The 22,921-nt window shown below is 61.0% G+C and carries 20 protein-coding genes; 5 read left to right on the top strand and 15 right to left on the bottom strand.

Going from position 1 to position 22,921, the window contains the following annotated elements; translation table 11 throughout:
- Positions 1 to 136 precede the first annotated feature (136 nt).
- The 7 genes from purU to AC4PS7_RS21940 all read right to left on the bottom strand — a co-directional run bounded on the left by purU (position 137) and on the right by AC4PS7_RS21940 (position 8,599).
- Complete coding sequence (purU, locus tag AC4PS7_RS21970; protein WP_005792124.1) at positions 137 to 994, bottom strand: formyltetrahydrofolate deformylase; 858 nt, start codon at positions 992 to 994, stop codon at positions 137 to 139.
- 10 nt (positions 995 to 1,004) lie between these two features.
- Complete coding sequence (locus tag AC4PS7_RS21965; RefSeq protein WP_010207081.1) at positions 1,005 to 1,637, bottom strand: sarcosine oxidase subunit gamma; 633 nt, start codon at positions 1,635 to 1,637, stop codon at positions 1,005 to 1,007.
- Between the two features lie 123 nt (positions 1,638 to 1,760).
- Positions 1,761 to 4,778, bottom strand: a complete 3,018-nt coding sequence (locus AC4PS7_RS21960) for a sarcosine oxidase subunit alpha (RefSeq protein WP_047542566.1) — start codon at positions 4,776 to 4,778, stop codon at positions 1,761 to 1,763.
- Positions 4,775 to 5,077 carry a sarcosine oxidase subunit delta gene (locus AC4PS7_RS21955; protein ID WP_010207083.1) on the bottom strand — a complete coding sequence of 101 codons (303 nt, stop codon included), beginning with the start codon at positions 5,075 to 5,077 and terminating at the stop codon, positions 4,775 to 4,777. The genes AC4PS7_RS21960 and AC4PS7_RS21955 overlap by 4 nt, the downstream gene beginning before the upstream one ends.
- 15 nt (positions 5,078 to 5,092) lie before the next feature.
- The gene (locus tag AC4PS7_RS21950; protein ID WP_010207084.1) at positions 5,093 to 6,343 is read right to left on the bottom strand and encodes a sarcosine oxidase subunit beta; all 1,251 of its coding nucleotides are present in this window, start codon (positions 6,341 to 6,343) and stop codon (positions 5,093 to 5,095) included.
- Between the two features lie 22 nt (positions 6,344 to 6,365).
- Entirely contained in the window at positions 6,366 to 7,619 is a 1,254-nt protein-coding gene (glyA, locus tag AC4PS7_RS21945) for a serine hydroxymethyltransferase (RefSeq protein ID WP_010207085.1), read from the bottom strand.
- A gap of 251 nt (positions 7,620 to 7,870) precedes the next feature.
- A complete protein-coding gene (locus AC4PS7_RS21940; protein ID WP_010207086.1) occupies positions 7,871 to 8,599 on the bottom strand; it encodes a TraX family protein in 729 nt (242 codons plus the stop codon).
- Positions 8,600 to 8,689: 90 nt separating this feature from the next.
- Here AC4PS7_RS21940 and AC4PS7_RS21935 point away from each other — a divergent pair, with 90 nt between their 5' ends.
- Together AC4PS7_RS21935 and AC4PS7_RS21930 are read left to right on the top strand one after the other, a co-directional pair.
- On the top strand, positions 8,690 to 9,730 hold the full coding sequence (locus AC4PS7_RS21935; RefSeq protein WP_010207092.1) for a threonine aldolase family protein: 1,041 nt from the start codon (positions 8,690 to 8,692) through the stop codon (positions 9,728 to 9,730).
- A gap of 176 nt (positions 9,731 to 9,906) precedes the next feature.
- Positions 9,907 to 10,104: a hypothetical protein gene (locus AC4PS7_RS21930; protein ID WP_010207094.1), complete on the top strand. Its 198-nt coding sequence runs from the start codon at positions 9,907 to 9,909 to the stop codon at positions 10,102 to 10,104.
- 195 nt (positions 10,105 to 10,299) lie between these two features.
- Here the strand turns inward: AC4PS7_RS21930 and gbcB are convergent, their stop codons facing one another.
- The gene (gbcB, locus tag AC4PS7_RS21925; protein WP_010207095.1) at positions 10,300 to 11,400 is read right to left on the bottom strand and encodes a glycine betaine monooxygenase reductase subunit; all 1,101 of its coding nucleotides are present in this window, start codon (positions 11,398 to 11,400) and stop codon (positions 10,300 to 10,302) included.
- Between the two features lie 282 nt (positions 11,401 to 11,682).
- On the opposite strand from gbcB, the gene gbca reads away from it, so the two are divergent.
- On the top strand, positions 11,683 to 12,978 hold the full coding sequence (gene gbca / locus AC4PS7_RS21920) for a glycine betaine monooxygenase oxygenase subunit (protein WP_010207096.1): 1,296 nt from the start codon (positions 11,683 to 11,685) through the stop codon (positions 12,976 to 12,978).
- A gap of 771 nt (positions 12,979 to 13,749) precedes the next feature.
- Here gbca and etfB read toward each other — a convergent pair.
- The 6 genes from etfB to AC4PS7_RS21890 all read right to left on the bottom strand — a co-directional run bounded on the left by etfB (position 13,750) and on the right by AC4PS7_RS21890 (position 21,537).
- On the bottom strand, positions 13,750 to 14,520 hold the full coding sequence (gene etfB / locus AC4PS7_RS21915) for an electron transfer flavoprotein subunit beta (RefSeq protein WP_492179744.1): 771 nt from the start codon (positions 14,518 to 14,520) through the stop codon (positions 13,750 to 13,752).
- 10 nt (positions 14,521 to 14,530) lie between these two features.
- Positions 14,531 to 15,751 (bottom strand): electron transfer flavoprotein subunit alpha, encoded by a 1,221-nt coding sequence (gene etfA / locus AC4PS7_RS21910; protein ID WP_021491301.1) that lies wholly within the window; start codon positions 15,749 to 15,751, stop codon positions 14,531 to 14,533.
- Positions 15,751 to 17,691 carry a dimethylglycine demethylation protein DgcB gene (gene dgcB, locus AC4PS7_RS21905; RefSeq protein WP_187517322.1) on the bottom strand — a complete coding sequence of 647 codons (1,941 nt, stop codon included), beginning with the start codon at positions 17,689 to 17,691 and terminating at the stop codon, positions 15,751 to 15,753. The genes etfA and dgcB overlap by 1 nt, the downstream gene beginning before the upstream one ends.
- Positions 17,692 to 17,874: 183 nt before the next feature.
- Complete coding sequence (dgcA, locus tag AC4PS7_RS21900) at positions 17,875 to 19,935, bottom strand: dimethylglycine demethylation protein DgcA (protein WP_492179743.1); 2,061 nt, start codon at positions 19,933 to 19,935, stop codon at positions 17,875 to 17,877.
- Positions 19,936 to 19,950: 15 nt separating this feature from the next.
- A complete protein-coding gene (locus AC4PS7_RS21895) occupies positions 19,951 to 20,481 on the bottom strand; it encodes a DUF5943 domain-containing protein (protein WP_016977793.1) in 531 nt (176 codons plus the stop codon).
- Between the two features lie 78 nt (positions 20,482 to 20,559).
- A complete protein-coding gene (locus AC4PS7_RS21890) occupies positions 20,560 to 21,537 on the bottom strand; it encodes a dipeptidase (protein WP_010207105.1) in 978 nt (325 codons plus the stop codon).
- Positions 21,538 to 21,756: 219 nt separating this feature from the next.
- Between AC4PS7_RS21890 and AC4PS7_RS21885 the strand changes: the two genes are divergently transcribed.
- Together AC4PS7_RS21885 and AC4PS7_RS21880 are read left to right on the top strand one after the other, a co-directional pair.
- Positions 21,757 to 22,158 carry a lysozyme inhibitor LprI family protein gene (locus AC4PS7_RS21885; RefSeq protein ID WP_010207107.1) on the top strand — a complete coding sequence of 134 codons (402 nt, stop codon included), beginning with the start codon at positions 21,757 to 21,759 and terminating at the stop codon, positions 22,156 to 22,158.
- 41 nt (positions 22,159 to 22,199) lie between these two features.
- Positions 22,200 to 22,616, top strand: coding sequence for a DUF3010 family protein (locus AC4PS7_RS21880; RefSeq protein ID WP_010207109.1), 417 nt, complete (start codon positions 22,200 to 22,202; stop codon positions 22,614 to 22,616).
- A 120-nt stretch (positions 22,617 to 22,736) separates the two neighbouring features.
- Here AC4PS7_RS21880 and AC4PS7_RS21875 read toward each other — a convergent pair whose 3' ends face one another.
- Positions 22,737 to 22,877, bottom strand: a complete 141-nt coding sequence (locus AC4PS7_RS21875) for a hypothetical protein (protein WP_492179750.1) — start codon at positions 22,875 to 22,877, stop codon at positions 22,737 to 22,739.
- Between the last annotated feature and the right edge of the window lie 44 nt (positions 22,878 to 22,921).

Raw genomic sequence — 22,921 nt, 5'->3', positions numbered from 1 at the left:
TAAGTGCTCGGGTACAGATGCTGTTTTTGCGTTGTTAGTAAGGACCTCATCGCGGGCAAGCCCGCTCCCACATTTGATCGGGTTCCAACCTTGAAATGCGGTCGAATGTGGGAGCTGGCGTGCCTGCGATAGCGATCTAAAGAACGACCGTGCGATTGGCGTTGAGAAACACCCTTCGCTCAATGTGATACCCCACCGCCCGGGCCAGTGTCAGCCCTTCAATATCCCGTCCCTTGGCAATCAAATCCTCGGGATAGTGGCTGTGATCCACCACTTCCACGCCCTGGGCAATGATCGGGCCTTCGTCCAGGTCGTTGTTGATGTAATGCGCCGTGGCGCCGACCAATTTCACACCCTTGTTGTACGCCTGGTGATACGGCTTGGCGCCCTTGAACCCCGGCAGCAACGAGTGATGAATGTTGATGGCCTTGCCATCCAGCTTGCGGCACAGCTCCGGCGACAACACTTGCATGTAGCGCGCAAGGATCACCAGTTCCGCGCCGGTGTCTTCCACCACCTGCCACACTTGACGCTCCTGGGACGGTTTGTCGTTGGGGTCGAGGGGGAAATGGTAGTAGGGAATCTGGTGCCAGTCGGCCAAAGGTTTGAGATCGGGGTGGTTGGACACCACCGCCACCACGTCCATCGACAGTTGGCCGATGCGCTGGCGGTACAGCAGGTCGTTCAGGCAGTGATCGGCCTTGGAGACCATGATCACCACTTTTGGCCGGTAGTTCGGCGCCGTCAGCTCGAAGATCATGCCGAAGGCTTCACCCCGGGTGGCCAGGCCATCACGAAAGGCCTGCTCGTCAAAACCGTCGGGCTGGCGGAACTCCACGCGGATGAAGAACCGGCCCGACAGCCGGTCATCGAACGAGTGGTGCTCAGTAACGTAGCAACCCTGCTCGAACAGGTAGCGGGTGACCGCGTCCACCGTGCCGAGCACGCTGGGGCAGTCGGCGGTCAAAATCCATGTATCGGGTGCGCGGCTCATGGGGTATTCCTCAGGCTTGGACGCTCAGGCCAAATTCGGCAGATGCATCCTGCAACCACAACCACCAGTAATCCGAGAAGCTGCGACGGATCAGCAGTTCCCAGGTGTCTTCAGCCGTGTGGCGGATCACCAGTTGCGACTTGGCGAACACCGTGCCCACCGCCTTGCCCACCGGGAAGTTGTTGGGGTGCACGTCGTAGCTGGTGGACTTCATCAGCACGTCACGCACGTTCGGGCCGCTGAGTTCAAGAATCTGCTGGCCGCCGCTGACGTTGACGATCTGGATATGCAAATCACCCAGGGCGGCACGCAGGTTTTGCTCGGCGGCAAATTCTTCACCGCTTGGCACGATCAGCAGCCACTCATCCGGGCCGAGCCATTGCAGGCTGGTTTCGCCTTTGACGATGACTTGCAGGGCCCCTGGAAGCTCAATGCCGAGCGCTTTGTGCACGCCGGCGGCGAAGGCTGCATCGTGGCCATCACCGCGAAGGGTCAGGTGGCCCAGAAGCTTTTTCTCGCGCACGGTCACACCGGCGTTCTTGCGACCTTTGCCGACCAGGCTGGCGAGGTCGGCATGGTGCAGCGACGACTCGGCCTTGGCGCCGGTGGTGGGGCGTTGTTGGTATACGTTGGCTGCTGTCATAAAGCACCTGTTCTGAATGCTGTGGTGATTGTTCTGGCCTCATCGGGGGCAAGCCCCCTCCCACATTTGCAACGCATTGCGCTGTGGGAGCTGGCTTGCCTGCGATGCAGGCGACTCGGTGCATCAGATGTTCTGGCGATCGCCTTTCGGGTCGAAGAACACCGAAGACACAATCTCCGCCTCAATCACGCTGCCATCCGCTTGCGGTGAGAACACCCGCTCGCCAATGCGCTTCAAGCCGCCCTTCACCACTGCCATCGCGAACGAATAGCCGAGGGAGTTGTGGGCATAACTTGAGGTGACGTGACCCACCATCTTCATCGGAATCGACTGCTTCGGATCAAACACCAGCTGCGCGCCTTCTGGCAGCCACACGGTCGGGTCGATCGGTTTCAGGCCCACCAGTTGCTTACGCTCTTCACGCACGCAGTCTTCACGGTTCATGCCGCGCCAGCCGATCCACGAGAACGGCTTGGTACGACCGACGCACCAGCCCATGTTCAGGTCGTCCGGAGTCATCGAGCCGTCGGTGTCCTGGCCGACGATGATGAAGCCCTTCTCGGCCCGCAGTACGTGCATGGTTTCGGTGCCGTACGGGGTCAGGTTGTACTTTTTGCCGGCCTCGACGATTTTTTCCAGTACGCCCATGGCGTAGTCAGCCTGCACGTTGACTTCGTACGACAGCTCACCGGTAAACGAGATCCGGAATACGCGAGCCGGTACGCCGCCGACCAAACCTTCTTTCCAGGTCATGAACGGGAAGCCGTCCTTGTCCAGGTCGATATCCGTCACTTCCGCCAGCAGCTTGCGGCTGTTGGGGCCGGACAGGGTCATGGTCGCCCAGTGGTCGGTGACCGAAGTGAAGTACACCTTGAGGTCTGGCCATTCGGTCTGCTGGTAGATTTCCAGCCACTGCAGCACACGGGCGGCGCCGCCGGTGGTCGTGGTCATCAGGAAGTGGTTGTCGGCGAGGCAGGCAGTGACGCCGTCGTCGAAGACCATGCCGTCTTCCTTGCACATCAGGCCGTAGCGCGCCTTGCCCACGTCGAGCTTGGTCCAGGCGTTGGTGTAGATGCGGTTGAGGAACTCACGCGCATCCGGGCCTTGAATGTCGATCTTGCCGAGGGTCGACGCGTCCAGCAGGCCGACGCTGTCGCGCACAGCCAGGCATTCACGCTTCACCGCGGCGTGCAGGTCTTCACCGTTGCGTGGGAAGTACCAAGGGCGTTTCCACTGGCCGACATCTTCAAACTCGGCGCCGTTCTTCACGTGCCAGGCGTGCAGCGCGGTGTAGCGCACCGGCTCGAAGATGTGCCCACAGTGCCGGCCCGCCACTGCGCCAAACGTAACCGGCGTGTAGTTCGGGCGGAACATGGTGGTGCCCATCTGCGGGATGGTCACGTTCAGCGAGCGCGCGGCAATGGCCAGGCCGTTGACGTTGCCCAGCTTGCCCTGGTCGGTGCCGAAGCCCAGCGCGGTGTAGCGTTTGACGTGCTCGACCGACTCGAACCCTTCTCGGGTCGCCAGTTCGATGGCGGCAGCGGTCACGTCGTTTTGCAGGTCGACAAATTGCTTCGGTGCCCGTGCCGTCGGCTTGTCATGCGGCACTTGGTACACCGCAAGCGTCGGTTCTTCCAGCCGGCTCAAGGCCTTTGGCAGAGTGCCTTCCACCGGGGCAAAACCGGCTTCGCTGGCCGCGCGCACGCCGCCTTCAAAACCATCCGCCAGCGAATCGCCAAGGCCATAAACGCCGTTGATACCGCCGACACACACGCGTTTCTGCGGTGCTTCGCCCGGCACGAAACCGAGGATGTCTTCACGCCAGGTCGGCTTGCCGCCCAGGTGCGAAGCCAGGTGGACTACCGGGCTGTAGCCGCCGGAGCTGGCGACCAGGTCACAGTCCAGCCATTCGCCGGGGCTGGTGACTTTATGCGCTTTCACATCGATCGCGGCCACGCGGGCGGCGGTGACGTGCTTGCTGCCACGGGCTTCGATCACGGCGCTGCCGGTGAGGATACGAATGCCTTTGGCGCGGGCTTCTTCAACCAGTGCGCCACGTGGGTTGTGGCGCACATCGGCGACGGCAACCACTTGCAGGCCTGCATCGAGCCAGTCGAGCGCTACGCGGTAGGCGTGATCGTTGTTGGTGGACAACACCAGTTTCTTGCCCGGTGCCACGCCGTAGCGGCGCACGTAAGTGGACACCGCGCCAGCCAGCATGTTGCCCGGCACGTCGTTGTTGCCGTAGACGAGTGGACGCTCGCACGCACCGGTCGCCAACACCACGCGCTTGGCGCGCACACGGTGGATACGCTGACGCACCACGCCAATCGGCGCACGGTCACCAAGGTGATCGGTGAGGCGCTCGTGAATAGTCAGGAAGTTATGGTCGTGGTAGCCGTTGACGGTGGCGCGAGGCAGCAGCACCACGTCCGGCAGGGCCTTCAGTTCGGCAATGACGCTGGCAACCCATTCAGCCGCCGGCTTGCCGTCGAGGCTTTCACGCGAGTCCAGCAGCGAACCGCCGAACTCTTCCTGCTCATCGGCGAGGATCACACGGGCACCGCTGCGCGCAGCGGCAAGTGCAGCCGCCAAACCGGCAGGGCCTGCGCCCACCACCAGCACGTCGCAATGACGGTTGAAGTTGTCGTAGGTGTCCGGATCGTTCTCGGTCGGCGAACGGCCCAGGCCAGCGGCCTTGCGGATGTACTTCTCGTAGGTCATCCAGAACGATTGCGGGTACATGAAGGTTTTGTAGTAGAAGCCCGGCGGCATCAGCTTGCCGCCAACCTTGCCGAGAATGCCCATCACGTCATTGTTGACGTTCGGCCAGCCATTGGTGCTGGTGGCGACCAAGCCCTGGTACAGCGCCTGTTGCGTAGCGCGCACGTTAGGGATTTGCGTGGCTTCGGTGGCGCCGATCTGCAGCACCGCGTTCGGCTCTTCAGCGCCTGCCGCGAAGATGCCGCGAGGACGCGAGTACTTGAAGCTGCGGCCGATGATGTCGACGCCGTTGGCCAGCAAGGCTGCGGCCAGTGTGTCGCCCTCAAAGCCTTTGTAGCTCTGGCCGTTGAAGGTAAACGTCAGGACTTTATTACGGTCGATCCGGCCACCGTTGGACAGGCGATTGGTCTGGCTCATACCTTCTCTCCAGAGGCCTTGGCGGTGAATTGTGGCTTCTCACCGATCTTGTAGGTTTCAAGAATTTCGTAGGTCAGGGTGTCGCGGGTCGCGTTGAAGTACTGACGGCAACCCGCCGCGTGGATCCACAGTTCGTGGTGCAGGCCACGGGGGTTGTCGCGGAAGAACATGTAGTCGCCCCACTCTTCATCGGTGCAGGCGTTCGGGTCCAGCGGGCGCGGGATGTGCGCTTGGCCGGACGCGTGGAATTCCTCTTCGGAGCGCAGTTCGCCACAGTGAGGACAGAAGATATGCAACATAGGGAATTTCTCCTGTTAGTGGGCGACGGCCGCAGCGCCGTGTTCGTCGATCAACGCACCGTTGTGGAAACGGTCGATGGAAAAAGGCGCGGCCAGCGGGTGCATTTCACCCTTGGCGAGGCTGGCGGCAAACACGTTGCCTGAGCCCGGTGTGGCCTTGAAGCCACCGGTGCCCCAACCGCAGTTGAAGAACATGTTCGGCACCGGCGTCTTGGAGATGATCGGGCAAGCGTCGGGCGTGGTGTCGACGATGCCGCCCCACTGACGGTTCATGCGCACGCGCGACAGCACGGGGAACATCTCGACGATGGCCTGGATGGTGTGCTCGATCACCGGGTACGAACCACGCTGGCCGTAGCCGTTGTAGCCGTCGATACCGGCGCCGATCACCAGGTCGCCTTTGTCGGACTGGCTGATGTAGCCGTGCACGGCGTTGGACATGATCACGCTGTCGATAATCGGCTTGATCGGCTCCGACACCAGGGCTTGCAGCGGGTGGGATTCAATCGGCAGGCGGAACCCGGCGAGCGAAGCCATGTGCCCGGAGTTACCGGCAGTGACCACACCGACGCGCTTGGCGCCGATAAAGCCCTTGTTGGTTTCCACACCGATGCACACGCCGTTTTCCTTGCGGAAACCGATCACTTCGGTCTGCTGGATCAGGTCCACGCCGAGTGCGTCGGCGGCACGCGCAAAGCCCCAGGCCACGGCATCGTGACGGGCCACGCCGCCACGACGTTGCACAGTGGCGCCGAGGACCGGGTAGCGGGTGTTCTTGGAGCAGTCGAGGTACGGAATCTCGTCGGCCACTTGCTTGGCGTTGAGCAGTTCGCCGTCCACACCGTTGAGGCGGTTGGCGCTGACGCGGCGCTCGGAATCACGAATGTCCTGCAGGGTGTGGCACAGGTTGTAGACGCCGCGCTGGGAGAACATCACGTTGTAGTTCAGGTCCTGAGACAGGCCTTCCCACAGTTTCATCGCGTGTTCGTACAGGTGGGCCGACTCGTCCCACAGGTAGTTGGAACGCACGATGGTGGTGTTGCGCGCGGTGTTACCGCCGCCCAGCCAGCCTTTCTCGACCACGGCCACGTTGGTGATGCCGTGCTCCTTGGCCAGGTAGTAGGCGGTCGCCAGACCATGCCCGCCGCCGCCGACGATGACCACGTCGTAGACCTTCTTAGGGGTCGGCGTGCGCCACATCTTCTGCCAGTTTTCGTGGTGGCTGAGTGAGTGCTTGAAGAGGCCGAAGCCCGAGTAGCGTTGCATAGTCATTACTCCAAAACCGCGCTCAGCGATAAACCGGGAAATCAGCGCACAGGGCAGACACGTGCTTGGCCACGTTGGCCTCGACATCGGCGTCGCCGAGGTTGTCGAGGATGTCGCAGATCCAGCCGGCCAGTTCGATGCACTGCGGCACTTTGAAACCACGCGTGGTCACCGCCGGGGTGCCGATACGCAGGCCCGAGGTCACGAACGGCGACTGCGGGTCATTCGGCACGGCGTTCTTGTTGACGGTGATGTGGGCGCGGCCCAGGGCGGCGTCCGCTTCTTTGCCGGTGAGGCCCTGACGAATCAGGCTGACCAGGAACAGGTGGTTGTCGGTGCCGCCGGATACCACATCGTAGCCGCGCTTGATAAACACATCGGCCATGGCCTGGGCGTTATCGATCACTTGCTGCTGATAGGCCTTGAAGCCTGGCTCCAGCGCTTCCTTGAAGCACACGGCCTTGCCGGCGATGACGTGCATCAGCGGGCCGCCTTGGGCGCCGGGGAATACCGCGGCGTTGAGTTTCTTTTCGATTTCTTCGTTGGACTTGGCCAGGATCAGACCGCCCCGTGGACCGCGCAGGGTCTTGTGGGTGGTGGTGGTGACCACATCCGCATACGGCAGCGGGTTCGGGTACAGGCCGGCGGCAACCAGGCCAGCGACGTGGGCCATGTCAACGAACAGCAGTGCGCCCACCTTGTCGGCAATCTGACGGAAACGTGGGAAATCCAGCGTCTTGGAGTAGGCAGAGAAACCGGCCACCACCATTTTCGGCTTATGCTCGACGGCCAGACGCTCGACTTCGTCGTAGTCGATCAGGCCGGTGTCGGTGTTGATGCCGTATTGCACGGCGTTGTACAGCTTGCCCGAAGACGACACTTTGGCGCCGTGGGTCAGGTGACCGCCGTGCGCCAGACTCATGCCGAGGATGGTGTCGCCGGCTTGCAGCAGGGCCAGGTACACCGCACTGTTGGCGGACGAACCGGAGTGCGGCTGCACGTTGGCGTAATCGGCGCCGAACAGTTGCTTGGCGCGTTCAATGGCCAGGGCTTCAACTTTGTCCACGTGCTCGCAGCCACCGTAGTAGCGCTTGCCCGGATAACCTTCCGCGTATTTGTTGGTGAGGCCGCTGCCTTGGGCTTCCATCACGCGTTTGCTGGTGTAGTTCTCTGACGCGATCAGCTCGATATGATCTTCCTGACGCTGCTCCTCGGCATTCATGGCCGCCAGCAGTGCGTCGTCATATCCCTGGATCTGGTCTTGTTTGCTGAACATCGCGTCTCTCCCAGCCTTTCGTATTGTTGAGGCCCGTTCAGGGGCCCTTTGATGCGATGGTAGGGCTGACGCCTCTAGATCAAATGCCTACGGACGCCACGCAAAGGTGCGTTTACGACATGGCGTGAACAACACCGAAACAAATGTGGGAATGGGCTTGTGTGGGAGCTGGCTTGCCTGCGATGCAGACACCTCGGTCTATAAGCAGAACCGAGGTGATGCCATCGCAGGCAAGCCAGCTCCCACAAGGGTTAAGCGATGATCTTGCGAACGAGCAGCAGCAGAAGGAAATGCAGGGGGTAGAGGGCGTAAGCCCAACGGCGCATGGCCGGCGGCGTGACATCTTTGGCATGTCGCAACAGGACTAATCCCGCCAACGGCGCGATCAGGCATGCGGCCAATCCCGACAACGCGACAGGCGTGCCGCTATTAAGCAGAATCTGCCATTGATTGGCGGCCACACACACCAACCCCGGCAACACGCTGAAATACCAGGGACGACGGAACACCAGCAGCATCGCCAGCGGCAGTAATACACCAAACAAACCGAACATCAGCTGCGTGGAAAACACGGCGGCGATCGTGACGGCAATCAGCGCCAATACGCGATCAAAAAGCGCCTTCTGCTGCCATCCTCGGGCAACCAGCAGGCCCAGTGCCAAGGTCGGCAAGACGTTCAACGTATCGGCATCCTCGATAAACAGCCGATAGGGCACTTCGCTGATCACGCTGAACACCAACAGCCAGCCCAGGTAGCGCCATTGGCCTGTCACGGGTGCGTGCCTGACCCGATGCAGATTCGCCGCAATCGCCAGGCAAAACCACGGGAACGCCAAGCGTCCCGGCACATACAGGCCGTCCAGGCTCAGCCCGACATAGCGCAGGTGGTCGAGCACCATGCTCAACAGCGCCAGCCACTTGAGCAGATCCAAAGCGCCATCACGGACATGTCCGACAGGCAGGGTTCCAGTACCGTGCATAATTCCCCAGTGACTTTGCATTTACAGTGCGTGCGCACCCGCGACAATCTTGGTTACAGTGCGCACCAACATCGACCACAGGAATGGGCCATGACCGACAAGAGCCAACAATTCGCCAGTGACAACTATTCGGGCATTTGCCCGGAAGCCTGGGCCGCCATGGAACAAGCCAATCAGGGCCATCAGCGCGCCTACGGCGATGATGAATGGACCCACCGTGCCGCCGACGGTTTCCGCAACCTGTTCGAAACCGACTGCGAAGTGTTCTTCGCCTTCAACGGCACCGCCGCCAACTCCCTGGCGCTGTCCTCGTTGTGCCAGAGTTACCATAGCGTGATTTGCTCGGAAACCGCCCACGTCGAAACCGACGAATGCGGCGCACCGGAGTTTTTCTCCAACGGTTCCAAGCTGCTCACCGCGCGCACCGAAAACGGCAAACTGACCCCGGAATCGATCCGCGAGATCGCCCTCAAGCGCCAGGATATTCACTACCCCAAGCCGCGCGTGGTCACCCTGACACAGGCCACCGAAGTCGGCAGCGTGTATACCCCGGATGAAATCCGCGCCATCAGCGCCACCTGCAAAGAGTTGGGCCTGAACCTGCACATGGACGGCGCACGCTTCTCCAACGCCTGCGCATTCCTTGGCTGCTCACCGGCGGACCTGACCTGGAAGGCCGGCGTGGACGTGCTGTGCTTTGGCGGCACCAAAAACGGCATGGCCGTGGGCGAAGCGATCCTGTTCTTCAACCATAAGCTGGCCGAAGACTTCGACTACCGCTGCAAACAGGCCGGCCAGTTGGCGTCGAAAATGCGCTTCCTCTCCGCCCCGTGGGTGGGCCTGCTGGAAAACGATGCCTGGCTCAAGCATGCACGCCACGCTAACCACTGTGCACAACTGCTAAGCAGCCTGGTGGCCGACATTCCCGGCGTGGAACTGATGTTCCCGGTGCAAGCCAATGGCGTGTTCCTGCAGCTCTCGGAACCGGCGATTGCGGCGTTGACCGCCAAGGGCTGGCGCTTCTACACGTTCATCGGCAAAGGCGGCGCACGCTTCATGTGTGCGTGGGATACCGAGGAAGAACGTGTAAGAGAATTGGCGGCGGATATTCGGAAAGTAATGGAAGCCTGAAACGACGGGCCCTTCAGGGCGTTTTCAGAGACTGTTTGTAGGTATTTCTGACAGTATCTATCTACCCCCTGCCTTGGTTAGGATTTCGTCACCCCGAACAAACGGACGCGTTTTTTCGGGGCTGACTGCCTGCCGAATATTCGGCTGGAAAGGGAAATCCTATAGAGGGCAACATCATGGAAATTCAACGCTACACGATTGACTCGCAACGCCGAGACGCCACCAGCGCCACACTCGTCAGCCTCGACGACCTGAGGAAGCTGGCGAATGTCGGCGACACCATCGTCGAGCCTTCCAGGCTCTTTACGGTCACCGGCAAAGAGTTCGAAATGACAGCATCCGGCGCGTACACCATCAACCTTTTCGTCCGCTAACCACTAAGGCTCGCGCCGCAGACTCATGACCTGCGACGCGGCACTGATGTGATTTCGCTCACAAGGCCTTCGGCTCTTGATGCTCTATTTCCCGGTGCCCTGGACGGCGGTCAACTGCATGTTCATCGCGGCCTGCGACCGCCACGGCGGAGCGCGCGGCGTCAACCGGGTCGGCGGCCAGCACTCTACTGAGGGTCAGAACTCGATGCGCACATCACCCTTCGGCACACTGCAGCACGACAGGATATAACCTTCGGCTTCGTCTTCCTCGGTGATGCCACCGTTGTGCTCCATCTCCACCTCGCCGCCCAGCTTCATCACCTTGCAGGTGCCGCAGATGCCCATGCCGCAGGCTTTGGGGATCAACAGGCCAAGCTTGGCGGCTGCGGCATGCACGGTTTCGCCGGGGGCGACGCGAATGCTTTTGCCCGACGCAATGAACTCCACCTGGTGCAGATCCGCCAGGTCGATTTCCGGCGCGTCGGCGGCTTGTTCGGCTTGCTCCACCGCGTCCGCACGGGCTTCCGGCGGTGTGGCGCCAAACGATTCCTCGTGGTACCGCGTCATGTCGAACCCTGCCACTTCCAGCAGGCGCTTTACCGCGTTCATGTAAGGCGTAGGGCCGCAGCAGAACACTTCGCGCTCCAGGAAGTCCGGCACCATCAGTTCCAGCATCTTGTGGTTCAGGTAACCGCGATAACCCGCCCAAGGCTCACCCAAACCATGTTTCTCGCAGATCAGGTGCAGGCTGAAGTTGTCGATCCGCGACGCCATATGCTCCAGCTCGCGGTGGTAGATGATGTCCTTGGGCGAACGGGCGCTGTGGATAAACGTCATGTCGACGTTGGCGTTGGTGTCGTAGAACCAGCGCGCCATCGACATCACCGGCGTGATGCCCACGCCGCCGCTGAGGTACAGCACTTTCGGACTCGGGAAGTCGATGGCGTTGAACAAGCCCACCGGCCCGTGCACCGCCAACTCTTGCCCTTCATGAAGGGTATCGTGCAACCAGTTGGAAACCTTGCCGCCCGGCACGCGCTTGATGGTCACCGAGAAGCTGTAAGGCACCGAGGGCGAGCTGGAAATGGTGTAGGAGCGCATGATCGGCTGGCCGTCGATTTCCAGCTCCAGGGTGACGAATTGCCCTGGCTTGAAAAAGAACAGGATCGGCTGGTCGGCCATGAAACAGAAGGTGCGCACGTCCCAGGTTTCCTGGATGACTTTGACGCAACGGACAATGTGTCGACCATTGGCCCAGGTCTGGGTGGTTACCGGATTCAGGAAATTATTGGACATGTTGTTCTCCACCGCCGACATCGGCCTTATGGTGGCGATTCTGCGTAACGTCAGAACCACCCATTTACCTATCTGCGACATTCACATACTTATCGCGACCAGCCCCCAACGACCTAGGGTTGCGCGTCGGGAACAGATTGGGCCATGTCGCCCATGGATAAGGTTCGCCACATCGCCGGCCCCACACTCGCTCCCAACAACGACGCTTTCTTTACGCCTTGCAAAGCACCAACCGTAGCCACTATTCGCCGGCCACACAGAATGGCCATGAGGACACACACGATGGACGTCACCGCAACCTTAAGCTTGGGCGATCCGCTGGAACCCGCACGCAAGGCCACCGCGCAAATGCTGCAAGAGCGCGAGCGCACTTTCTCGCTGCCGCAGCCGTTTTACTCTGATGAGCGGTTGTTTGATATCGACATGCAGGAGATCTTCCAGAAAGAGTGGTTGATCGCCGGCATGACCTGCGAGATCCCGGCCAAGGGCAACTACCTGACCCTGCAAGTGGGCAAGAACCCGATCATCGTGATCCGTGGCGCCGAAGGCGTGGTGCATGCCTTCCACAACGTGTGCCGTCACCGTGGCTCGCGCTTGTGCACCAGCGACAAGGGCAAGGTCGCCAAACTGGTCTGCCACTACCACCAGTGGACCTACGAACTGGATGGCCGCCTGCTGTTCGCCGGCACCGAGATGGGCGCCGACTTCGACATGAAGCAGTACGGCCTCAAGCCGGTCAACGTGAAGACCGCCGGTGGCTACATCTTCATCAGCCTGTCGGAGAACCCGCCAGCCATCGATGACTTCCTGTCGACGCTGAACCACTACATGGAACCCTACGACATGGAGAACACCAAGGTGGCGATTACCACCACCTTGATGGAGAAAGCCAACTGGAAGCTGGTGCTGGAAAACAACCGCGAGTGCTATCACTGCAACGCGTCGCACCCGGAACTGCTGAAAACCCTGCTGGAATGGGACGACGTCACCGACCCGCGCGCCGACCAGGCGTTCAAGGACCACGTGGCCGCCTCCGCCGCCGCCTGGGATGCCGAGAAGATCCCTTACGCCCACGCCAGCTTCGGCCTGCGTAACCGCATCGTGCGCATGCCGCTGCTCAAGGGCACCGTGTCGATGACTCTGGACGGCAAGCAGGGCTGCGCCAAACTCATGGGCCGCATCAAGAACCCGGACCTGGGCTCGATGCGCATCCTACACCTGCCCCACTCCTGGAACCACTGCATGGGCGATCACATCATCGTGTTCACCGTGTGGCCGATCAGCGCTCAGGAAACCATGGTCACCACCAAGTGGCTGGTGCACAAGGACGCCGTGGAAGGCGTGGACTACGACGTGGACCGCATGCGCCAAGTGTGGGACGCCACCAACGACCAGGACCGTCGCCTGGCCGAAGAGAACCAGCGCGGGATCAACTCCACCGCTTACCAGCCAGGCCCGTATTCCAAGACCTATGAATTCGGCGTGGTGAACTTCGTGGACTGGTACAGCGAGCGCATGTTGAGCAACCTGGGGGCCGCTCCGGCGCCTTACCTCAAAGGCGTTGCGGCTCACGAGTAACCTTCCCCTCTGTAGGAGCCGGCAAGCCGGCTCCTATGTAGTGTTCAAATTTTAATCAAAACCTCTGAACCCCTCTCCTGACGTACCCTCCAGCCTTTACCCAACAACTTATCCACAAAGCCACCCACAGCAATTGTGGGCAAGTGCGCCTTGCACCCTAAATTAAATGAAGAAAATCCGTGACTTATTTGAGTACCGAGGTTTTGCCAACGGTTGATCACTTATTGACCAAACCACTGAAAGCGTTGTATTACGTGACGTGTAGAGGTACGCAAACACCTTATCCACAGAAGCACCAACAGACTTTGGGGGCAACTTGCACGACGCTGTGGAAAACCCCTTCAAAGCTTCATAAATCGCGGTTTCCAGAGATTCCGGTGAGTAAATACCCCTAATTGATCATATTTTGATCAGTCGATTGAAAGCCTTGATAAATAAGGGCTGCAGCCGATAGCGAACACGTTATCCACAGAAGCGCCAACAGAGTATGGGGGCAACTCTGTGCGTAAAAATGCCCGGGCAGCGCAAAAAAACCGAGTAAAAACCGTCAGTTAGCCTGGTTGTTTTTCGTACAAAGGGCTGGAGGGCTTGATTGTAACGGGCTGTGGACAACCGCGAACAGGTTATCCACAGACGGGTCAACAGGGATTGTGGGTAATCCCACGGACAGTGCAAAACCAAGGTGGGAGCGGGCTTGCTCGCGAAGGCAGGTGTCAGCCAACACAGGCACTGGCACACCGCATTCGCGAGCAAGCCCGCTCCCACATTCGATCAGCGTACGACGCCTTCCTCGACCAACAGCTTGAGAATGGCCTCGGCGCCCGCTTCCGGGCTGAGCCCCTTGAGCACTTGACCACCGCCACCACTGGCCTTGGCCGTGGCGGCTTTCATGCGGTCAGCACCGCTCTTGGCTTTGATTACCTTGAGGCGCTTGGGGCGTGGCTTGGCCGGCTGCAGCACGGCGTCTGTGAATAACTCGTCTTGTTCGATTTCGACTTCGTGGGCCGCCAGCTCACCGCGCTGCGCCGGGCCGAAGGCACTCTGCCGAGGCTTGGGCGCGGCGTTATCCACCGTCGCCAGAAACGGTAGGCGTACCTTCAGGCGTCGTCGTTGCCCACGTGGCAGAGCTTGCAGCACATGGGCCACACCGCCGTCGATGGACTCGACCTGCGCCAGCCCGACAATCAAAGGCCAACCCAATTGCTCGGCGAGCAAAAACGGCAACATGCCCGAGCCTTCACCGGTTTCCGCCTGGCTGCCGGCGAGCACCACCTGGGCACCGGCGTCACGCAGGTATTCACTGAGCACCGGTAACGCATCACTGCCCGCTGGCTGCTCCAGCACATGCAACTGCGGCAACCCCATGCCCAGGTAGCTGCGCAGGGTCGGCTCGCTGATGTCGCCCGCGTGTAGCACCTGCAACTTATCCCCAGCCATTTGCAGGCCAAGCTCCACCGCGCGCGCGTCTTGCTCGGCACGGCGTGGTCGCCCGGAGGTCGGGTGGGCGCCGATGGACACCAAGCTGATAACATTTGTGTTCATGCTCATATCCTCAAGCCGCGTCGCGCTTGGCGCCGTTGCGGTGGGCCTCGACCGCGACGATCAAGGCTTGCAGAATCGCGGCGCTTTCGCCGATCACCGACAGGTCGGCACGCTTGATCATGTCGCAACCGGGGTCGAGGTTGATCGCCACCACCTTGTCGCAGGCGCCGATGCCCTGCAGGTGCTGGATCGCCCCGGAAATGCCCACGGCCACATAGACCCGTGCCGTGACCCAGGTGCCGCTGGCGCCGACCTGGCGATCACGCGCCATATAGCCATCGTCCACCGCTACCCGCGACGCGCCTTCAGTGGCGCCCAGAGCCGCAGCGGTCTGGTGGAACAGGGCCCAGTCCTTCACGCCGTTACCGCCGGAGAAAATGAATTCCGCTTCGGCCATGGGAATCGCCGCCGGGTCTACCGCCACGGCACCTAGATCTTCGATACGTGGCAGGCTGCGCGCCAGGGTTGTGGATAACTCCACGGGCAGTACTTCATGACGTGTCTCGCTGACCGGATCGGCACACTCGGCGGCCGCAAGGATCAGGCGTGGCAGCGGCCGGGCCAGATCTTCCTGGCCCGCACCGGCGCGACCGATACACGACTCGCCTTTGATCTGCCACACCCGCGTGGCCGGACGCTCCTTGAGGCTGGCGGCAAAACGCCGGCCCAGCTCGCCGCCACCGCTGCGGCTGTCCGGCAGCAGCCAATGGCGGGGGTTGAGCTGGTTATCCACAGCGCGCAGGCCCTGGACGCGTTGCTCCGGTGAATAACCGTCGAACTCATGGCCCTCCAGCACCAGCAGGCGATCAACGCCCGCTGTGGCAAAGGTGGTTTCTTTATGCTCGCCAAACACCACTGCCAACACTGCGCCGTCGTTGCCGGCGAGCTGCCGCGCCAGGCCGAGCAAGTCGCGGTCGTGACTGCTCAGGCGGCCGCCGACCATGTCCGGCACCACGTTGATGTAGAACGCCGGCGCCGGAACCTGGTGCAGCGGCAATTGCACCTCGACCGCCGCCGTACGCTTCGCCGCGCCGCCCTGCTGGGCGCCGCTGCGGTCGATACGCTTGATCCCGTTGGGGCCGATAAAACCAACGCCATGCACGTTCTTGCGGACAACGCCGTTGGGCCCCATCCAGCTGTGTTGCACGGGCTGCATCGCCGCATGCAGGGGATGAAGACGGTTACGGGCGATCCATTCGGCCCGTGGGTCGCGGCGGATAATGTCGCTCATCAATGCACCTCCGCAGGTTCGCGCTTGGATGGAACGTTGGCTGGCGCCTCTTCAAGCAATGCATCCGCCACCAGCTCGGCGATATCTTTGATCAACGGGCGCGGCTCAACCACACCCTCGAGCATCGCGGTGCATTGCGGGCAACCCACGGCCACCAGTTCGGCGCCGGTTTCGCGGATGTCTTCCATGCGCATGTCGGGGATACGTTGCTTGCCGGGAATGTCGGTAATCGGCGCCCCGCCACCGCCGCCGCAGCAGCGTGAGCGGAAGCCCGAACGTTGCATCTCCTTGACCTCGATGCCCAGGGCTCGCAGCACCTGACGCGGCGCTTCGTACTCACCGTTGTAACGGCCCAGATAGCAAGGGTCGTGGTAGGTCACGCTGTTGCCTTTGTGCTGGCCCAGGTTCAGCGCGCCCTCATCGATCAGTTGCGCCATGAAGGTGCTGTGGTGCTGTACGCGATAATGACCGTTGAAGGCGCCGTACTCGTTCTTCAGTACATGAAAGCTGTGCGGGTCGCAGGTCACGATGCGCTTGAAGCTGTACTTGGCCAGGGTCTGGATGTTGCGTGTGGCCAACAACTGGAAAGTCGCTTCATCACCCAGGCGCCGCGCAACATCGCCGCTGTCGCGCTCCTCCAGGCCGAGTACCGCGAAGTCGACCTGGGCCGCTTTCAGCACTTTGACGAAGGCGCGCAGGGTACGTTGGTTACGCATGTCGAAGGCACCGTCACCGACCCAGAACAGTAGGTCGCAACTGCCTTTTTCGCTGAGCAGCGGCAGGTTCAAATCTGCCGCCCAGTTCAGGCGACCGCCCGGTGCGAAGCCGCCGGGGTTGTCGGTGGCGATCAGGTTTTCCAGGACTTCGGCGCCTTTGTTCGGGGTCGCGCCCTTTTCCAGGGTGAGGTGGCGGCGCATGTCGACGATGGCGTCCACGTGCTCGATCATCATCGGGCACTCTTCCACGCAGGCGCGGCAGGTGGTGCATGACCACAGGGTTTCGGCGTCCACCAGGCCGTTGACGATCGGCTGATGTGGGTTGCCGCTGTGCTCACCGATGGGTTTGCCAGGATAGGGGCTGCCGGCGAACTTGGCATCGGTGCCGCCCGCCAGGCCGACCACCATGTCCTGAATCAGCTTTTTTGGGTTCAGCGGCTGGCCGGCGGCGAAGGCTGGGCAGGCGGCTTCGCATTTACCGCACTGCACGCAGGCGTCGAAACCGAGCAGTTGGTTCCAGGTGAAGTCCTTGGGTTTTTCCACGCCCAGGGGCGCGCTTTTATCACTGAGGTCCAGCGGCTTCAAACCGGTGGAGCGGCCACCTCCGAAGCGCTCGGCACGGCGGTGCCAGGCCAGGTGCAGCGCACCGGCAAAGGCGTGTTTCATCGGGCCGCCCCAGGTCATGCCGAAGAACATTTCGGACACGCCCCACAGCACACCGACGCTGAGCAACGCCGCCAGCAGCCAGCCGCCAAAGTCCACCGGCAGAATTCCGGCCACCGGCAGCGTTACCAGGAAGAAGCTTACCGAGAACGCCATCAGGCTTTTCGGCAGGCGCATCCAGGGGCCCTTCGAAAGGCGTGAAGGCGGATTACGGCGACGCAGGTAAACAAAGGTGGCGCCGACAAACATCAGCACCGACGCCAGCAGCAAGGCATAGCCGAGGATGCGGTTCTGCAGGCCGAAACCATGGACCAGAATGGCGAGCAACGCCGACAGCACAAAACCCAGCGCGGTGGCGACGTGGGTATTGGCGATGTATTTGTCGCGAGCGACCACGTGGTGCAGGTCGACCATGTAGCGCTTTGGCATAGCCAACAGGCCGCCCAGCAGGTTGACCTTGGACGCGCGGCCACGGCGCCACATGTTCACTCGGCGCAGGGCACCGAGGACGGCAAGGCCCAGGGCGGCAAACAAGAGAATCGGAAGAAGGGTGTTCAACATGGTGAAGCTCCCAAAGACCACGCGGGTCCAGCATGGAAGCCGGATCACTGTGGGAGCTGGCTTGCCTGCGATGGCATCGCCTCGGTTTCACTCAAGACCGAGTCGCCTGCATCGCGGGCAAGCCCGGCTCCCACATTGATCAGCTCCCACATTTAGATCGAGTACACAGTGGTTCGGTGGTTTCTAGAAATCCTTGCACAAGCGCAGGGCGTCATAGATCGCAGCATGGGTGTTGCGCTGCGCCACACAGTCGCCAATGCGGAACAGCAAGTACCCATCACCCGCCTCGCTCAGGCAAGGCTGCGGCTTGATCGCGAACAAGGCTTCAACGTCGATCTGGCCTTTGTTGCGTGAGCCTTCCTTGAGCGCGTAGTAAATGGCTTCGTCCGGACGCACGCCGTTCTCCACCACCACCTGATCCACCACCCGCTCCTCTTTGGCGCCGGTGTATTCGTTCTCCAGTACCGCCACCAGCTTGTCGCCCTCGCGGTAGACCTTCTCCAGCATCATGTCGCCGGTCATGATCACTTCCTTGGGGTACATGCTGCGGTAGTAGGTCGGGAACGACGTACCGCCGATGGCCACGCCCGGCTTGATGTCATCGGTGACGATTTCCACCTGGCAGCCTTTGTCGGCCAGGAAGTCGGCCACCGACATGCCGGTGAACTCGCAGATGGTGTCGTAGACCAGCACGTTCTTGCCCGGCGCGACCTTGCCATCGAGCACATCCCAGCTGCTGACCACCAAACCTTCGGCGGCGCCCCAGTGTTCGTTCTGCTCGATAAACGGATGCCCGCCGACGGCCAGCACCACCACGTCCGGACGCAGGTCCAGGATGGTCTCTGCATCGGCCGCGACACCCAGGCGCAGGTCGACTTTCAAACGCGCCAGCTCCAACTGGAACCAGCGGGTGATGCCGGCAATCTGGTCACGCTGCGGCGCCTTGGACGCCGTGGTGATCTGCCCACCAATAAACTCTTTCTTCTCGAACAAGGTCACGTCATGGCCACGCTCGGCGGCCACGCGTGCAGCCTCCATCCCGGCCGGGCCGGCACCGACCACCACGACTTTGCGTTTCGCCCCGGCGGACTTCTCGATGATGTGCGGCACGCCCATGTATTCACGAGAGGTCGCGGCGTTCTGGATGCACAACACATCCAGGCCCTGGTACTGGCGGTCGATGCAGTAGTTGGCACCGACGCACTGCTTGATCTGGTCGATCTGGCCCATCTTGATCTTGGCGATCAAGTGCGGGTCGGCGATGTGTGCACGGGTCATGCCGACCATGTCCACATAACCGCCTTCCAGAATGCGCGTGGCCTGGTTCGGGTCCTTGATGTTCTGCGCGTGCAGCACCGGGACCTTGACCACTTCCTTGATACCGGCGGCCAAGTGCAGGAACGGCTCCGGTGGATAACTCATGTTGGGGATCACGTTGGCCAGGGTGTTGTGCGTATCGCAACCCGAGCCCACCACGCCGATGAAATCGAGCATGCCGGTGTCGTCGTAATACTTGGCGATCTGTTTCATGTCCTCGTGGGACAAGCCGTCCGGGTGGAACTCGTCACCGCACAGGCGCATGCCCACGCAGAAATCATCACCAACTTCGGCGCGTACGGCTTTCAGCACTTCCAGGCCGAACTTCATGCGGCCTTCAAAGGTGCCGCCCCACTCGTCGGTACGTTTGTTGACCCGCGGGCTCCAGAACTGGTCAATCATGTGCTGGTGCACGGCAGACAGTTCCACACCGTCCAGGCCACCGGCCTTGGCGCGGCGCGCGGCCTGGGCGTAGTTGCCGATCACACGCCAGATTTCTTCCGGCTCGATGGTCTTGCAGGTGGCACGGTGCACCGGCTCACGCACGCCCGACGGCGACATCAGCGTCGGCCAGTTAAAGCCGTCCCAGCGCGAGCGACGGCCCATGTGGGTAATCTGGATCATGATCTTGGCGCCATGCTTGTGCATGGCGTCGGCCAGGTTCTGGAAGTGCGGAATGATGCGGTCGGTGGACAGGTTGACCGAACTCCACCACTCCTGCGGGCTGTCGATGGCGACCACCGAGGAACCGCCGCAGATCGCCAGGCCGATACCGCCCTTGGCTTTCTCTTCGTAGTACTTCACATAGCGGTCGGTGGTCATCCCGCCGTCGGTCGCATACACCTCGGCGTGGGCGGTGCTGAGCACGCGGTTGCGGATGGTCAGTTTGCCGATCTGGATCGGCTGGAACATTGCTTCGAAAGCCATGGCACGGTCCTCGGCTTACAACGGCTTGACGGTGAACAGGCCGTCATCGTGGCCCTCTTCGGAGCCTCCGTAGACTTGTTCGGCGACAGTGCGGATCTGGCTGCCGCGTGCTTGCAGAATCTGGTCCATGGCACCGGCAAACCAGCCGGTGAACATGTAGTCCACTTTGCGCCCGACCTTGCCGTACACGTAGACGAACGCCGAGTGTTCCAGCTTGACGCTGGCGGTGCCTTTATCGAGGTCGATGTCCTGAATCTTGAACAGGCCCCAACCGCGCTGCGACAGGCGCTTCATGTAGTGCTCAAACACCGCGACGCCTTCCAGGCCATGGCATTCAGCTTCTTTCTCGCACCAGTGCCAGGCGGATTTGTAGCCGGCCTTGTAGAGGATCTCGGCATAGGCGTCGGCGCCCAGGACTTCTTCGATGCCGATGTGGTTATTGACGAAGAAATGGCGTGGCACGTACAGCATCGGCAAGGCGTCGGAGGTCCAGACACCGGTTTCGCTGTCGACTTCGATAGGCAATTGCGGGGCGATCTTGGCCATGGAAACTTAACTCCAGAAAAATTCTTGTTAATGCCCCCGGCGCGAACAACCGGGGGAAGAAGAGGCGTTGGCGGTGGGTTATTCGCCCCAGACGTCCTTGAGGACGTTGACCCAGTTCTCGCCCATGATCTTGCGTACCACGCGCTCGGGGTGGCCGCGCTTGAGCAGGGTCTCGGTGAGGTTGGGGAACTCGCCCACGGTGCGGATGCCCAGCGGGTTGATGATCTTGCCGAAGCTGGTCAGACGGCGGGCGTAGCCTTTGTCATGGGTCAGCATTTCGAAGAAATCCTGGCCATGGCCTTGGGTGAAGTCAGTGCCGATGCCGATGGCGTCTTCGCCGACGATGTTCATGGTGTACTCGATGGCTTCGGCGTAGTCGTCGATGGTCGAATCGATGCCCTTGGCCAGGAACGGCGCGAACATGGTCACACCGACAAAGCCGCCGTGGTCGGCGATGAACTTGAGTTCTTCATCGGACTTGTTGCGCGGGTGCTCTTTAAGCCCGGACGGCAGGCAGTGGGAGTAGCACACCGGCTTTTTCGATTCGAGGATGACTTCTTCGGAGGTCTTGGAACCTACGTGGGACAGGTCGCACATGATGCCGACGCGGTTCATCTCAGCAACGATTTCACGGCCGAAACCCGACAGGCCGCCATCGCGCTCGTAGCAACCGGTGCCAACCAGGTTCTGGGTGTTGTAGCACATCTGCACCACACCGACGCCGAGCTGCTTGAAGATCTCGACATAGCCCAGTTGGTCTTCGAAGGCATGGGCGTTCTGGAAACCGAAAATGATGCCGGTCTTGCCTTGTTCCTTGGCCTTGCGGATGTCAGCGGTGGTTTTCACCGGGATCACCAGGTCGCTGTTTTCACGGATCAGGGTCTGGCTGGCCACGATGTTATTGATAGTGGCCTGAAACCCTTCCCACACCGACACGGTGCAGTTGGCGGCGGTGAGGCCCCCTTTGCGCATGTCCTCGAACAGGTCGCGGTTCCACTTGGCAATAATCAGCCCGTCGATAACGATGCTGTCGGCGTGCAATTCGGCTGGGCTCATCAGGCGTCCCCTTATTGGCGATTCATGCGCCGAATCGTCTGCCGGCGCTTTGGGGCCAGCATATGCCCAGGGGCCGACAGAGCCGGGTGCAAAAACGACAGGGGAATTGCCGAAAGCGTCAATCCGCGACAAAGGCTGTTGTGAGAGGCCTGACTGGCGACTGTTCTTTGTCTTACGCTTGAGCCAGAATTCCCGCATCACCTGATATGAGACGGCGCAATGAAATCGATTTTCCTGGCTTTGGCACTCATCGCAACCGGCGTTCACGCGGCCGAAGACACCGACAGCACGCCGTGCGACGGCATCGAAAACGACAAGCAAACCCTGGAATGCGCCTCTTACAACAAAACCACCGCTGAACAACTGCTCAAGGATAACTATCTGGGCCTGCTGGAACGCATGGCTTCGACCTATGGCAGCGACAAGACCAAGCTGGCGGACATTACCGCTCGTCTGAAGGATGCCCAGCAGAAGTGGGAAAAATTGCGCGACGCTGATTGCGCGGTGGACACCTTCCCAGCGGTAAACGGCACCAAGGCGTACGCGATTGCGCAAAATGATTGTTTGGCACGGATGAGTGATGAGCGGTCGGAGTTTTTGGAGTCGATTGGCCAGGAATAAGCGACAATCCTCGTCACTTTCTCTCCGAACCAAGGCTATTCATGAAGACTTGCGGCATCGAAATCAAAGGCAGCGAAGCCATCATCGCCGTCGCCTCTCTGGACAACCAGGTGTTGACCCACGTCGCTCTGGCCACGAAAAAAATCGCCCTTGAAGACGACGATGAAGCGGCCAACGTCAAAGCCTTCGCCGCTCAGGTGAGGGCGTTTGTGCAGGCAAACGCCATCGAACGTATCGCGATCAAGAAGCGCAGCAAAAAAGGGGAATTCGCCGGCGGCCCGACCACGTTCAAGATTGAAGGGGTGTTTCAGTTGCTGGAGGGTGTTGAGGTGACGCTGTTGTCGCCACAGACCCTCAATGCACAGAACAAGAAGCACAACTTTGATCTGCCGGCGACGCTGAACAAGTATCAGCATGAGGCGTACAAAGCGGCGTGTTCGGCGCTGGTCAAGAAGTAAGCCACACCATCAATCAGGGTGGGAGCGGGCCTCGCGAAGGCAGTGTGTCGGTATCAGAAGTGCTGACTGACACGCCGCCTTCGCGAGCAAGCCCGCTCCCACATTTGATCTCTGTGTTCTTCAGGCCGCTGCACGCTGGAGAATGGTGAGGGCGCTCCAGGCACTTTCGAATTCGGTCCACACGCCGGCGCGCAGCAGTTGGCCCAGATTGCTCGTTTCCCCCAGCTCCAATGCCACCTCACCAAGGAGGGTGCGCAACATTTCCGGGCGTCGGCCCACCAGATTATGAAAAGAACTGTAAATCA

Source organism: Pseudomonas sp. DW-iso3, from assembly GCF_058725305.1.
Note: the sequence above shows the minus strand (reverse complement) of the source record. Positions and strands in the feature narration are given on the sequence as shown.

Coding starts and splice junctions, on each gene's coding strand:
- etfB (WP_492179744.1), bottom strand. CDS start 14,520: ATGAACACAAATGTTATCAGCTTGGTGTCCATCGGCGCCCACCCGACC.
- etfA (WP_021491301.1), bottom strand. CDS start 15,751: ATGAGCGACATTATCCGCCGCGACCCACGGGCCGAATGGATCGCCCGT.
- AC4PS7_RS21940 (WP_010207086.1), bottom strand. CDS start 8,599: ATGCACGGTACTGGAACCCTGCCTGTCGGACATGTCCGTGATGGCGCT.
- AC4PS7_RS21875 (WP_492179750.1), bottom strand. CDS start 22,877: ATGTTGCGCACCCTCCTTGGTGAGGTGGCATTGGAGCTGGGGGAAACG.
- glyA (WP_010207085.1), bottom strand. CDS start 7,619: ATGTTCAGCAAACAAGACCAGATCCAGGGATATGACGACGCACTGCTG.
- AC4PS7_RS21885 (WP_010207107.1), top strand. CDS start 21,757: ATGAAATCGATTTTCCTGGCTTTGGCACTCATCGCAACCGGCGTTCAC.
- AC4PS7_RS21930 (WP_010207094.1), top strand. CDS start 9,907: ATGGAAATTCAACGCTACACGATTGACTCGCAACGCCGAGACGCCACC.
- purU (WP_005792124.1), bottom strand. CDS start 994: ATGAGCCGCGCACCCGATACATGGATTTTGACCGCCGACTGCCCCAGC.
- AC4PS7_RS21965 (WP_010207081.1), bottom strand. CDS start 1,637: ATGACAGCAGCCAACGTATACCAACAACGCCCCACCACCGGCGCCAAG.
- AC4PS7_RS21890 (WP_010207105.1), bottom strand. CDS start 21,537: ATGAGCCCAGCCGAATTGCACGCCGACAGCATCGTTATCGACGGGCTG.
- gbca (WP_010207096.1), top strand. CDS start 11,683: ATGGACGTCACCGCAACCTTAAGCTTGGGCGATCCGCTGGAACCCGCA.
- dgcB (WP_187517322.1), bottom strand. CDS start 17,691: ATGTTGAACACCCTTCTTCCGATTCTCTTGTTTGCCGCCCTGGGCCTT.
- AC4PS7_RS21935 (WP_010207092.1), top strand. CDS start 8,690: ATGACCGACAAGAGCCAACAATTCGCCAGTGACAACTATTCGGGCATT.
- AC4PS7_RS21960 (WP_047542566.1), bottom strand. CDS start 4,778: ATGAGCCAGACCAATCGCCTGTCCAACGGTGGCCGGATCGACCGTAAT.
- AC4PS7_RS21955 (WP_010207083.1), bottom strand. CDS start 5,077: ATGTTGCATATCTTCTGTCCTCACTGTGGCGAACTGCGCTCCGAAGAG.
- AC4PS7_RS21895 (WP_016977793.1), bottom strand. CDS start 20,481: ATGGCCAAGATCGCCCCGCAATTGCCTATCGAAGTCGACAGCGAAACC.
- gbcB (WP_010207095.1), bottom strand. CDS start 11,400: ATGTCCAATAATTTCCTGAATCCGGTAACCACCCAGACCTGGGCCAAT.
- AC4PS7_RS21950 (WP_010207084.1), bottom strand. CDS start 6,343: ATGCAACGCTACTCGGGCTTCGGCCTCTTCAAGCACTCACTCAGCCAC.
- AC4PS7_RS21880 (WP_010207109.1), top strand. CDS start 22,200: ATGAAGACTTGCGGCATCGAAATCAAAGGCAGCGAAGCCATCATCGCC.
- dgcA (WP_492179743.1), bottom strand. CDS start 19,935: ATGGCTTTCGAAGCAATGTTCCAGCCGATCCAGATCGGCAAACTGACC.